Genomic DNA, 12,013 nt, shown 5'->3' with positions numbered 1-12,013 from the left:
GTAGCCTGCGAGCATGCAAAGCAACACTTCGGGACCTCAGACGGAAATCCTCAACGTTCATGACTGCTGGAAATACCTCCGATCAGCTTCGGTCTGCCGGGTTGCTGTCACCACTGACGGTGAGTCCGAAATTTTCCCAGTGAACTACATCCCTGATTACGGGACCGTAGTGTTCCGCACCGGCCCGGGAACCAAGCTGGACGCGGTGCTCGGCGGCAGTCCCATCGCGTTGGAAGCGGACGGCCTCAATACCTACGGGACTATCGCCTGGAGCGTCGTCATCAAGGGCACCGCTGCAGTTGTGGACTCGCAGGAGGATTTCCAGGAGGCCGCCGATGCAGGGCTCTCACCGTGGGAGGCCGGAAGCAAGGATCATCTGGTGCGGGTAACGCCCTCCGAGGTCAGCGGCCGGAGCTTCGTGATCAATCCCTCGTCGCGCTGGTGGCCGCCGCTGGACGCCGGGCAGCTCTGACGTCCGGGCAGGCACAGAGCAGCTCACGACGTCGGTGCTGACCTCACGCCGGCGACGCTGACTGGCCTGCCTCCTACCGCCGTCGTGTTTCCCCTTCCTCCACTTCGGAGGGCCCGAAGCGCGTTGAGGATCGTGGCCAGGTCGACCAACTCCTGGAGGAGTGCGCCCGCAACAGCGGGAATGTAGCCAAAGGCTGCCGCAACCATCAGTCCGATGCTGAGGAGGATCCCCGTCCAGATGCTCGCCAGCGCTATCCGGATGGTGCGCTGGCCAATTTCGACGGCAAGCGCTGCTTTGGATAGATCGTCAAGCATGATGACGACGTCGGCCGACTCACTCGCCGCGGTTGTTCCCCTGGCGCCCATGGCGACACCGACGTCGGCGGCGGCCAGCACCGGAGCGTCGTTGACGCCATCGCCCACCATCATGACAGGGCGTTTCCGCAGTCCTGCCACGATGGAAACTTTGTCACCGGGCAAGCAGCCTGCCTGGACCTGGGTGATCCCGGCCTGGGCAGCAATCTGTTCTGCCGTGGGCCGGGCGTCGCCAGTCAGCAGAAGCGTTTCCTGGATGCCCAGCCGGCGCAAGCCAGCCAGGGTGTCCACCGCATTATCCCGCAGCGGGTCGCTCATGATCAGCGCTCCCCCGAAGCGTCCGTCCACACCCACATAGACCGCCAGTTGTCCGCCGGCCACGTCGGCCTCCTCAAAACCAGAAGTGACAGACCGGACAAAGTCAGGTTTGCCCACCACCACCCGATGGTCGCCGCACGTTGCAGTGACTCCCTGCGTCGCGTGTTCGTTCGCGTCGCTTCCCGGCAGGAGCTCGAGGCCGCGTTGCCGGGCGGCCTCAATCACCGAAGAGGCAAGCACGTGAGAGGAGTACTGCTCTGCCGAAGCGGCAAGCTACAGCAGCCGGTCCTTGCTGACCAGCCCGGCTTCCGCATTCGGCATCCTGATGCCATGCAGTGTTGGCCGGCCGTGGGTGAGCGTTCCAGTTTTGTCGAACACGGCCGTCTGCACCCGGGCAAGCTGTTCGAGGGTGCCGCCGTTCTTAATGATGATCCCCGAACGGGCGGCCCGGCTGGTGCCGGCAAGGAACGCCACCGGAGCGGCAATGAGCAGCGGACAAGGGGTAGCGACCACAAGAACCTGGGCAAAGCGAGCCGGGTCCTGGCTGAAATACCAGCCCACGCCGGCCAGGGCGAAGGCCAGAAGCGTGAACGGAATGGCGTATCTGTCGGCCAGCCGGACCACTGGCGGCCGGCTCGATGCAGCTTCCTGGACCAGGGCCACAATCTGGCTGTACTGTGAGTCCTTCGCCGTGGATGTCGCTGTCATGGTCACAGCGTTATCGCCGTCAACGGATCCGCTGAGCAGCGTCTCGCCCGTCATGTGTTCCACCGGCAGGCTCTCCCCCGTCAACATGGATTCATCGAAGCTGCCGGTGGCGGTAAGGAGCAAACCGTCTACAGGCACCACCTCCGACGGTTTGATCAGGAGGAAGTCTCCGGGGCGGACTGCTGCGGCGGGGATATCCTCGGGCGGACCGCCGTTCCGCTCCCGGTGGGCCGTCTGGGGGGTGCGTTCGAGCAGGGACCTCAGCTCGCGCGTCGCCCTTCCTTGGGCGATGTCTTCCAAGGCTTCACCCCCGGCAAGCATGAGCACAATGATCAGGGCCGCCACGTATTCGCCCACGGCCACAGTGGCGCCGATGGCCGTCACGGCAAGGAGGTCAATCCCCCACCGGCCACCCAGCAACGCCCTGACCATGGAGCCGGAGCGGATGACGGCAACCAGAACCGCGTAAACACTTGCTGTCCATCGGGCCGCCGGGTACTCCCCGGCTGCCAGCAACACGGTGACGACTCCCCCGACCGCTAGTGTGGCGGCAACCAGCGGGAAACGCACAATCGCGGCCCTGAGGGCTATTGGACTCATGGACACGACCTTAGGGCCGGCTGGCGGCCACAGCTAGGGGCCTTCGGACCCATTGGGTCCAGCTTTAAGAGACGTTCCGGGACCTTTGTCCCTGACGGTGTAAGTCCCGTTCTGGAAGCATTGGCACAACTACCGCCGCCCATCACCCGAACGACGAAGTTTTACAAGGAGCAAGCGCATGGCAGGATCATTCGAATTATTCACGGATGAGGAACTAAAGGTGCGGTTCACGCTTGTGGCACCGGACGGGACGGTGCTCGCCATTTCCGGGCCGTACCCGGATAAACGCCACGCCGCTGCCGCCATCAAAGATGTCCGTGAATGCGCCGGAACCGGTCACATCAAAGATCTCTGTCCCGCAGGCACCTGACATGCGGGAAACGGCGACGGCGGACATCAAGACCCGCACCGAGGAAGTTCTGGCAGTCAACGGTCTGGTGAAACGCTATGGCGAACGAACGGTCGTTGATCAGGTTTCTTTTACCATCCAAGCGGGCGAGACCTTCGGCCTGCTCGGGCCCAACGGTGCAGGCAAGACCACAATCATCTCCATGGTGGCAGGGCTGATCGCTGCCGACGCCGGGTCGGTCACCGTGGTTGGCGAAGCCATGGCTCCGACGTTGACGGGCCCTAATGGACATATCGGATTGGTTCCGCAGGAGCTCGCGATCTATCCGGACCTGTCCGCAAGGGAAAACCTGCGGTTCTTCGGCCGACTGCAGGGGCTGCATCGCAAGGAACTGAATACCAGGACAACGAGGTGCTGGAACTCATCGGGCTGGCCGACCAGGCCGGTGAACAGACCAAGAAATTTTCCAGTGGGATGAAGCGCCGGCTGAACATCGGGATCGGCCTGCTCCACCGTCCTACCTCGCTGATTCTCGACGAGCCTACGGTGGGCGTTGATCCACAGTCCCGGAACTCCATCCTGGAGTCGGTGGAGGGCCTGGCCACGGAGGGCATGGCGGTGCTCTACACCACGCACTGGTGGACCGCATCAACCTTCGTGGCAGCGGCAACACCAGCGCGGCAGCGGCAGCCCTGAAGGCCCTGCCTGGCGTGCAGCATGTCGACGGCGGCGGGACAGGCCTCATTCTCACCGTCCAGGACGGACCGAGTGTCATGCCAGCCATTGTCACTGGAGCGGGCACAGCGGGAATGGCGGTGACGTCGGTGGAGATTGCCAGGCCGGACCTGGAATCCGTCTTCCTGCACCTCACCGGCAAGGCCTTGAGGGATTGAAGTGCGTGACATCTGGAGGATGGTTGCGAATGACCTCAGGCAACGTATCCGCGATAAATCTGTCTTCATTTTCTCGCTTGTTGTGCTGCTGTCGCTCTTGGTTGTCCTGAATCTGGCTTTCGGCGGCTTCGGCACGGATAGTGTCGAGCTGAAGCCGGCCACGGTGATTGCCAGTAATGAGGCCGGCGGACAGCTTGGTGGTGCCTTGATCAGTGCCCTTAACTCGCTGGAGATCATGGATGTCACGGTCAAGGTAGTTTCAGCCGCTGCTGTCCGTCAGGAAACGCAAGACAGCGGCGCCGATCTCGGCCTGGTCATCCCCGCGGACTTCACTGCCGCCGTCACGTCGGGCCAGGCTGTGTCCGTGCAGGTGGTGGAGGGCGACCGGCTGGGCATCGAAACCGACGTCCTCATCTCAGTGGTGGACAGCCTCCTTGACCAGTTTGGCGCCGGAGCAGTCACGGCGGCGGCACGAGAGCGGGCCGGACTCTCCCACGACGTCCTCGCAGCCCTCGGCCAACGGACTGCCACCGGCACACCGGTGCTGACCTTGTCTGAGGGCACGGCATCTGCTGAACAGCTCTCGTTGCGAGGAAGCCTGGTTGCGGGGCAAACCGGGCTGTTCCTCCTTTTCACCGTGGGATTCGGGGTCCTGGGGCTGTTGGCGGAACGGGAGCAGGGCACGTTGGCCCGCCTCAAGTCGACTCCCGTGGCGCCAGGTTCAATTATCGCTGCCAAAGCCCTGGTGGGGTTCATTCGGGGCATCGCAGCGACAACAGTCCTGCTGACCGCCGGTGCCACACTGTTCGGAGTGTCCTTCGGCTCGCCGCTGGTGGTGGGATCCCTCGTGGTGGGCGTAAGGGCAGCGGCTACCAGCCTGACGTTCATCGTCGCCCGCCTGGTCCGCACCGCAGAACAGGCAAATGTTGCCCAGTCCATCATCGCGATGGTGCTCGGGATCGCCGGAGGCGCTTTCTTTCCGGTCGAAGCTCCCGGGGGCATTGCCACCCTCATGGACTTGAATCCGGTAGGCGCCTTTATCCGCGGCTTGGGCATCTCGGCGGGGGGCGGCGGGCTGGCCGATGTGGTGGTCCCGCTATCCGTCATGCTGGGATTCGCCGCCGTGTGCACGCTGGCCTCCCGGCTGGTACCGGACCGGGGCGCCCGGGCATGAGCACCATCCTGGCCGTTGCGGGCGTGGAGGTCCGGCGCTTCCTGCGGGACCGGTCCAACATCTTTTTTGTGTTCATCTTCCCGCTGCTGCTGATACTGCTGCTTGGCTCGCAGTTCGGTGCCGCCAGCGGACAGTCGCATGTGTCGCTGGCCGGAGGAGCAGGGACCGAGCTGGAGCAGCGATTGGTCAGCCAGCTGACTGGTTGTGTCAAGCGATTTTGGCCCCACGGGGACGGCTATTTCTGGCCCCATTTGGTGACCCGTCGGGGCGTTGGGATTATTGGACATCCTCCGGCTCGGACGCCTAGTCCGTTTGTTAGCAGCGGGCTACTTTGTCCGCTCGGACGCGTTCGACCGGGACGGCTTCCTTCTCCACCATTCGGACTTTTTTCGTGGAAGATGACTTCGCGTTCTCTTTCGCTAATCGACGGCCGTCAATGGCGGCCCTGATGTGGCCGTCTGTGAGGGGTTCGCGTTCCAGACCCACCTCTTCACGCTGGAACGGGACAGCGGTGACGACATCATCGGTAACCACGAATTTGAAAGTGTTACCGCTGCGGCCAGGATCATACCCCACTTGGAGGAATCCTGAATGAACAGAATCCGCAAATTAATTGATTAGGCGCGGAAGCTATTACCTGATCGGGCTGACTGAATCGTTTGACTTGCAATAATTGCACTTCTTCCCAATACTGAGGCCTCCGGCGATCAGCCGGTCGAACAAGTGAACTGGGGATATATCTTGAAGAAATCTGTAATCGGTACTGCCGTTTTATTGGCCGGTATCTTAGCGATAAGCGCTGTTCCGGCACATGCGATACCGTCCGATAGGGCCGACGAGCGGCAGTCAGCTTCTGATGTGCTTAGGGCCATCGCCCCTGAGGTCCTTGAGAATCGTTTGGTTCCCGTCCCAGGGCTAAGGTCCGGCTTGGAGTCTGCGGGCGTCTTGGCTGACAGCCAAGAAACGAGTGCTACACCGGTGATAGTGGGTGGGGCAGAGCGTTCATTGGCAGTCTCACTGCCGACCGCTGGGGGAGCAGTTCCGAAGGTTGTGGATGAGGAAGGGCAATCCGTTTTTGACCACGGAAACGGTTCACGGACCGTACCAGTAAGGAAATCTGACCAGTCGGTGCAGATCGTCACGATTCTGGATAAAGCGTCGGCTCCGGAAACGTACGAGTACGACTTGAGTTCCTCTGGCGCCTCTTCGATTGAGAACCTGGACGGGCAGCTGATTCTCCGGTCCGCCGACGGTACGATGCTCGGAGGGATCGCTCAAGCATGGGCGAAGGACGCCAAGGGAAAAAGTGTTCCTACGTCCTACAGTGTCCAAGGACTGACTGTCACCCAGGCGGTGAGCCATCGAGAAGCGCGAGTCAAGTACCCTGTAGTCGCGGACCCTTGGCTTGGCATCGATCTTTTCGAAGCAGCATGGTATGGATCTGAAAATGGCCAACTGAAGGTCAACCTTCGAAAGTCCGGGTGGGGACAAGCGATGCATACGCCAGGCAATGGGCAGGCAATCTTCTGGACGGCGGGCTGGGACGAAGCGCGCACCAAGGTTCCACGCATCACGGAGAAGACGACTCTTCACCAACAGTATGACTGCCATGTCGGAGGAGGCTTCGCAAACTTCGCAGGCGACTGGAACCTGGAAAAGTGGCGCGTCGACCGAACAGCAGTCTGGTCCTGGGGAGTGGCTATCCACCGCTGCAACTGGACAACAGCGCACCAGTACTGATCTCCTCGCATACACGCCACACCGATCCCTGAAAGACAGGACATGTGCAAATGACTAGAAGAAATCGCCTCCTCATCACGGTCGGAATTGCGACGGCGATACTCCTTTCGTCCTGTTCCGATGCATCGGACATCGACTTGGGTGGAGTGTTTGCAGAGGAAGAATGGGAACTCGCCACGAATCCACGAGACGTCACCACCGCCACGTGCGTGGGGGAACCACGATGCCAGCAGGCATACGAGACGGATCAGGCCAAATACCTCAAATTCGATTCGACAGAAGATGCGGAAAAGGCGCTAGTTTCATCCGACAATGCGCGGCGGTCGAGAGCCATCGTTGTCACCTTCAAGGACTCGACGCTGACCGAGGAACAAAAGCAGCAAATCTTTGAAGTCATCGACGGGACACACCAATCGTGATCCCGATGGGCTCCCAACCGTAAAATCTGCGTTACTCACACTCCCTTTGAGGGCCCTCGTCATCGACGGGGGCCCTCTTTGCGCCGGGTCAACGTCTAGTAGGGGCCAACGAGGGCTAAGTATTCGTGGTCATCGGCTCCGCAAGCATCGGCTGGTTCTACGACCCAGCCCTGACCGGCGCCGTGGTTGCCTCGATGGGCAGCCATACAGGACACCAGGTCCGCCCTAACTTAACGGCTCCAATCTATTCACTTCTGCCTAGCCCAAGGACCTCCGGTCTGATGGCAGGGGCGGGCATTACGCGGCGCAGTAATCTGGGCAAGCGCCCCCTTCGACGTTCTTGAATTCGACCCCAGCGACTAAGTCGCGAAAGACACAATGAACTTGGTTGTTGGCGGCCCGTATCGACCCCGCCAAGGGCCGTGGTCCTGCTTATGACTGTCCGGGAGTTGCCCGGTTGTGAGGTGTGTCAAGGATGTGAGACAACCGGTTCAGTTTCTTTTTGGGTTAGGCAGCCGCAGGTAGCGGCTGGTTTTTGGTCTTGAAGTTGGCCATTGCTGTTGCCGGCGGCAGGCCTGGTCCACGGCCGCGACTGCTGCCTGTTCGGTCAGGCCGCGCCGTCGGCGCAGAGTTGGAGTGATCGTCGTCGAGGGTGCTGCAGGACTCATGAGATGTTCTCCTTCGACACGATTCGGGCGGCGTGGCTGCGTTTGGCCAGCAGCTCGTCATAGACACCGACCGATGGCACCGGCCGGGTGTCCGGCGGGAGCCCGGCGATGACCGCCGCCGGGTCCATGAGCCGGCGCTGGGTGAGACTGACAACCTGTTGAACCTTCGCTTCAGCATGAGCATCGGGATGGCGGTCCGGGCCGGCCCCACTACCGGGGATGCTGGAGATGTGTCTGCGGGCTTCGACCGCGACGACGTCGGCACTGACCGCGCCCACGCCCAGCGCTGCGGTGATTCCCGCCTGGACATCACCGGCGTCCATGGAGCGGTGGAGTAACAGGACATCGATGAGTTCACGGGTCCCGTCGGCGTCGCCGTTGACTCGCCGGGAGGCAGCCCAGAACGCCTCATGCGCGGTGGTGAACGCACCAGACTCCCGAGCCCGGGCCAGGGCGGTGGAGCCGGGCAGCGCGCCCGGTTTGGTCTTGAGAACCTCCAGGTAGTGGTCCAGTTGGACTGACTGTCCGTGTTTGGCGACGATCCGCTGATGCCTGGCGACGACGGCACGGCCGTCGAACACCAGGACTTCCGAGGCGCGCAGGGACACCCGGAGTCTGCAGCCGATGAACCGTGCCGGGACGGAGTACTTCACCATCCGCACCGTGACCATCGAGGACCGGTCCACCCGCGGGTTCAGGACAAGGCCCGGTCGAAGATCTCTGCCGGCAGCGGGGCCAGAAAAGGCTGTTCGAGGGCGAAGTCCTGGCCGACGGTCCGGATCCTGTCATTGATCCGCCGGCGATCGTCCATAGCTTCCCAGGCCCGGATCCGGTCGTTGAGCTCGTCCAAAGACTCAGCGACAGGCATGGGTGAGAGTCGGTTGCGGCGGAACCAGCCAACCTCCCCTTCGACCCCGCCCTTCTCATGGGCCCCGGCGATTCCGGGTTGGCAGTAGAGGGGGTCAAAGTCGTAGTGAGAACGGAACAGCACCCACCGGTCGTTCTCCTGGCGCTGCCGGCCCTGTCCGAACACCACGGCAGTGACCGCGCTGGTGAGATTGTCATAGCGGACGTGCCTGACCGGCACGCAACCAATCTCAGTGAACGCCTCGACGTGGCCTTCCAGGAACGCTTCCTGGGCCTGCGTCGGGTAAATCCGGTGGATGGCTTTGCCGGAGTGCGAGAGTCGAAAGACGAACATATGGCACTTCGTCTTCATCCCGTTCAGCACGACCCAGACTTCACCGAAATCCACCTCCGCCTCAGCGCCCGGGGCATGCTCCTGCGGAATGAACACCTCCACCCGGCGGCCGGCTTCAACATCGACCTGGGCCCGACGGACCCGAACATAGTCCCGCACGGTCGAATACGACAACTCCTCCGCGCTGTGCTCCCCAACGAGCCGGGCCAGAATCCTCCGCGCCGTATGGCGCTGCTTCCGCGGCGCCGTCGTGTCCTCGATCAGCATTGCATCGATCGCCGCTTTGAACGGCTCCAACCGCCAAGCTACCCCTTGCCTTGGTTTGCGTTCCGGAGGGGAGGCGGATTCCAGCGCCTGCCGCACCGTCCTTCGGTGAACCCCGTGCCGGACCGCCAGCGCACGGACCGAGAGGCCCTCGACCCGGGCGTCCCTTCGGATCTGCGCGAACAACTCCACTCTCGACTCCATCCAGACCAGCCTTCCGTCGCATCCATCCACTGATGGATCCAACGTTGAAGGCGGGGCCACATATAACCGTCATAAGCTGCCCGGCGAGTCACGAAGTGGGGCCAGAAATAAGCGTCCTACCGGGGCCATCCAAACCTGTCACAGTCACTGACGGCGGACGGACTCCGGGTCACCTCCGGAGGCGCGGACGCTGTGCGGGCCGACCTGAGCCGGGGTCGTACCGACGTCGGCGTCTTCATAAGCGATGCCGCCGCCACGGCATTTGACGACGGCCGGCCCGCTGATGTGGAAGTGGCGATGGCATCACAGTCCGCCGCGCAGGCTGCGCTTCAGTCGGTGCGCGCCTCGGTGCAGGCAGTCGACGCCGGGCATCGCCAGCTTGCCGCCATCGAGGAAGCAGGCGCCGGCCGGGTTGAAGCAGCCGCGGCAATGGAAGCGGCCCGGGATGCCGTGGAGCTGCCGCGCCTGGAGATCGTGGACACCAACAATGTGACCCAGGAATTCACGGGATTGGGCCAGTTCGATCTGGGCGCCGCCCAACAGCTTCTGTTGTTTGTTTTCCTGAGCTCCCTCACCGGAGCGGCAACACTGATCCAGGCCCGGCGCCTCGGCGTCATCGCGCGCATGATGTCAGCTCCCGTCACAAGCTGGCAGGCCATTGCCGGGCAGGCCTTGGGGCGCTTTGGGATCGCAGTGATCCAAGGCGGCTACATCATGCTCGGGACCGCGCTGCTGTTTGGCGTCGACTGGGGCAATGCGCTCCTGGCCGGCCTCATCCTGGTCCTGTTTGCGGCAGTCTCCGCCGCGGCCGCCATGGTGATCGGCTCTGTCCTGGACAACGACGCCGCAGCTTCCGGCGTCGGAGTGGGCCTGGGCCTGGTGCTGGCGGGCCTGGGAGGTTCCATGGTGCCCCCGGAGTTCTTCTCTGAAACTCTTCAGACCGTTTCCCGGGCCACCCCGCACCGCTGGGCCTATGACGCTTTCGCCGTAGTCCAGCGACACGACGGCGGGCTGGTCGACATCCTGCCTCAATTGGCGGTCCTCGCCGCTATGGCCGCGGCGCTGCTGGCACTCGGGGCCCTGCTGCTTCAACGGAGCCTCAACTGCGCGCTGTAGGACCATCCGATGGGGATGGTGGGCGCACCGTATTAGCGTCGCCCGCACCTGGAAAACGCTCGTGGACTTCCCGGGCGCCCTGGTCCAGGCGGAAGGGCGGGTATTCATCGCGCATCAGGGCTGTGTAGGTGATGACCCGGTAGATCCAGCGGTTGAAGCCCAAGAGCAGGTCGAAGAGCGGGCGCTGGTAGCGGCCGCTGAACAGCAGGATCACCGCGGCGACAAAAACCAGGAAGCCTAACAACGAAAATCCCGTCCCGGTCTCGTACCTGATACCTGGGGTCCCGGGGTCGCTCCAGCGGACGGTGCTCGTGCCCGTCAGCGCGGCAATGATGATCAGGTGGGGCAGCGCCAGCAGCCACCACTTGACCAGCACGAGCCCACGGGAAAGCCGCTCCGGGTAATCAACCTCGAAATCGGCCGGGTAGTCCGTCCTCGCCAGTGTGAAGGGCGGGTACGTGTCCGTTCCCAGCGCGGAGTAGGCATAGAAAGCCACTCGCCAGTTCCAGCGAAGGACTCCTACGTTGAAATCGAAGAGTGAACGGGGAAAGCGGCCTGTAAACAGGATTGCGAATCCGGCAATGACGGTGACCACAACGAACGCAAACCAGAGGAAGAACAGCACTATGAAGTGCGGAATGGCCAGGAACCACTTCACGAGCCACAGCCATCTGGATAGCACCGGGTCGAGCTCCCCCCACAGTCGAGCCGGGTATGGCGCCGGCTCCGCATCGGGAGAGGACAGTGGTGGCAGGACGGCAGGACCGGCGAACGCCACAGGCGCTTGCACTGCGGCTCCAGGCGGAGCCGCCGCCGGCGCATGCCTGCCCAGTCCTTGGGCGCCGAAGATCAGCAGCGGAACCCCGATAACCAACAGAATGGCTCCCACTGCCAGCAAACCGGCGGCTATCGGCCCAAGAAGCTCAGACCGGAACCCCACCTTCAGGTCCGCGCGAATGTCCGGACTGGCATCGGCATTCATCACCACCACCGACCAGTTCCCCGTCTCGATATTCCAGTCCAGTTCTTGTTCACCGGGTCCCGAAGCGGACGCCGCCCAAAAGTCTTGCCCGGACGGCAGAGGCGGTTGCTGTGAGCCCTGTGTTTCCCGATACTCAACATGGAAGGGCCGGAAACTGACGTCCAGCAGCTCGGAGTAGTTGGCCCCGGACAGGTAGCGCTCCACGTCAGAGCGGGGGGCTATGCCGACAAAGATCGCTTTGCCGGCATTAGCGGATTCCGCCGAAATCCGGATGCTGCCCACATCAAAGGGCAAAGGCCCTGGATAGGCGTCATCACGCATGTTGTCCGGCCCGGCGGAAATGATCGCTGAGGAATCTACGTCGAATCGTTCACTCGGTGAGGTGAGGTATCCGCCGTCGTTCTGGAGTGAATTGACCCACGAGGCACCTATGCCGCCGAAGAGCAACCCGATACCCAGCATCGAGAACAAGGTGCCAAAGATGAGCATGGTGATGGAACGGGCCCGCATGGAAGTCCTCCCGTGGTCGATATTCGGATTCTTCCGCCAGCTCCGGCCGCGCCAGCTCCCTCCAGAGTCAGCCTCGCGTGC

General features: G+C 62.7%; 11 protein-coding genes and 3 pseudogenes. 9 read left to right on the top strand and 5 right to left on the bottom strand.

Annotated features, from left to right (window positions below; all coding sequences use genetic code 11):
* Positions 1–13 precede the first annotated feature (13 nt).
* The gene (locus tag NG696_RS02735; RefSeq protein WP_252573905.1) at positions 14–472 is read left to right on the top strand and encodes a pyridoxamine 5'-phosphate oxidase family protein; all 459 of its coding nucleotides are present in this window, start codon (positions 14–16) and stop codon (positions 470–472) included.
* Positions 473–495: 23 nt separating this feature from the next.
* Here the strand turns inward: NG696_RS02735 and NG696_RS02730 are convergent.
* A pseudogene (locus NG696_RS02730) lies at positions 496–2,412 on the bottom strand (heavy metal translocating P-type ATPase).
* Between the two features lie 178 nt (positions 2,413–2,590).
* Here NG696_RS02730 and NG696_RS02725 point away from each other — a divergent pair.
* Genes NG696_RS02725 through NG696_RS02705 form a run of 5 tightly spaced genes read left to right on the top strand, consistent with a single transcriptional unit; the run spans position 2,591 to position 4,828 of the window.
* The gene (locus NG696_RS02725; RefSeq protein ID WP_252563178.1) at positions 2,591–2,782 is read left to right on the top strand and encodes a YegP family protein; all 192 of its coding nucleotides are present in this window, start codon (positions 2,591–2,593) and stop codon (positions 2,780–2,782) included.
* 1 nt (position 2,783) lies between these two features.
* Complete coding sequence (locus NG696_RS02720; RefSeq protein ID WP_252573903.1) at positions 2,784–3,239, top strand: ATP-binding cassette domain-containing protein; 456 nt, start codon at positions 2,784–2,786, stop codon at positions 3,237–3,239.
* Positions 3,173–3,457: an ATP-binding cassette domain-containing protein gene (locus tag NG696_RS02715; protein ID WP_252563184.1), complete on the top strand. Its 285-nt coding sequence runs from the start codon at positions 3,173–3,175 to the stop codon at positions 3,455–3,457. Before NG696_RS02720 ends, NG696_RS02715 begins: the two co-directional genes overlap by 67 nt.
* Positions 3,400–3,654: an ATP-binding protein DrrA1-3 family domain-containing protein gene (locus NG696_RS02710; RefSeq protein WP_252563214.1), complete on the top strand. Its 255-nt coding sequence runs from the start codon at positions 3,400–3,402 to the stop codon at positions 3,652–3,654. The genes NG696_RS02715 and NG696_RS02710 overlap by 58 nt, the downstream gene beginning before the upstream one ends.
* A gap of 19 nt (positions 3,655–3,673) precedes the next feature.
* Entirely contained in the window at positions 3,674–4,828 is a 1,155-nt protein-coding gene (locus NG696_RS02705; protein WP_252573902.1) for an ABC transporter permease, read from the top strand.
* 315 nt (positions 4,829–5,143) lie between these two features.
* Here the strand turns inward: NG696_RS02705 and NG696_RS02700 are convergent, their stop codons facing one another.
* Positions 5,144–5,362 carry a DUF2382 domain-containing protein gene (locus tag NG696_RS02700; RefSeq protein ID WP_252573900.1) on the bottom strand — a complete coding sequence of 73 codons (219 nt, stop codon included), beginning with the start codon at positions 5,360–5,362 and terminating at the stop codon, positions 5,144–5,146.
* Between the two features lie 594 nt (positions 5,363–5,956).
* Between NG696_RS02700 and NG696_RS02695 the strand changes: the two genes are divergently transcribed.
* Both NG696_RS02695 and NG696_RS02690 read left to right on the top strand, forming a co-directional pair.
* Positions 5,957–6,568 carry a hypothetical protein gene (locus NG696_RS02695; RefSeq protein WP_252573898.1) on the top strand — a complete coding sequence of 204 codons (612 nt, stop codon included), beginning with the start codon at positions 5,957–5,959 and terminating at the stop codon, positions 6,566–6,568.
* 50 nt (positions 6,569–6,618) lie between these two features.
* Positions 6,619–6,987, top strand: a complete 369-nt coding sequence (locus NG696_RS02690) for a hypothetical protein (RefSeq protein ID WP_252563195.1) — start codon at positions 6,619–6,621, stop codon at positions 6,985–6,987.
* Between the two features lie 563 nt (positions 6,988–7,550).
* Here the strand turns inward: NG696_RS02690 and NG696_RS21170 are convergent.
* Both NG696_RS21170 and istA read right to left on the bottom strand, forming a co-directional pair.
* Positions 7,551–7,655, bottom strand: a pseudogene (locus NG696_RS21170) (IS21-like element helper ATPase IstB); the annotation flags it as partial.
* Positions 7,652–9,324 (bottom strand): annotated as a pseudogene (gene istA, locus NG696_RS02685) (IS21 family transposase). The pseudogenes NG696_RS21170 and istA, both read right to left, overlap by 4 nt.
* A 192-nt stretch (positions 9,325–9,516) precedes the next feature.
* Here istA and NG696_RS02680 point away from each other — a divergent pair.
* Positions 9,517–10,440, top strand: coding sequence for an ABC transporter permease (locus tag NG696_RS02680; RefSeq protein WP_252573896.1), 924 nt, complete (start codon positions 9,517–9,519; stop codon positions 10,438–10,440).
* On the opposite strand, the gene NG696_RS02675 is transcribed toward NG696_RS02680, so the two are convergent.
* Complete coding sequence (locus NG696_RS02675; RefSeq protein WP_252573895.1) at positions 10,424–11,932, bottom strand: DUF4389 domain-containing protein; 1,509 nt, start codon at positions 11,930–11,932, stop codon at positions 10,424–10,426. The genes NG696_RS02680 and NG696_RS02675 overlap by 17 nt on opposite strands.
* Positions 11,933–12,013 lie beyond the last annotated feature (81 nt).

The sequence above is a fragment of the Pseudarthrobacter cellobiosi genome (assembly GCF_023913755.1).
In the GTDB taxonomy this organism is placed as follows: domain Bacteria; phylum Actinomycetota; class Actinomycetes; order Actinomycetales; family Micrococcaceae; genus Arthrobacter; species Arthrobacter cellobiosi.
The sequence above is the reverse complement of the archived record's forward strand: the minus strand, read 5'-3'. Positions and strand labels throughout refer to the sequence as shown.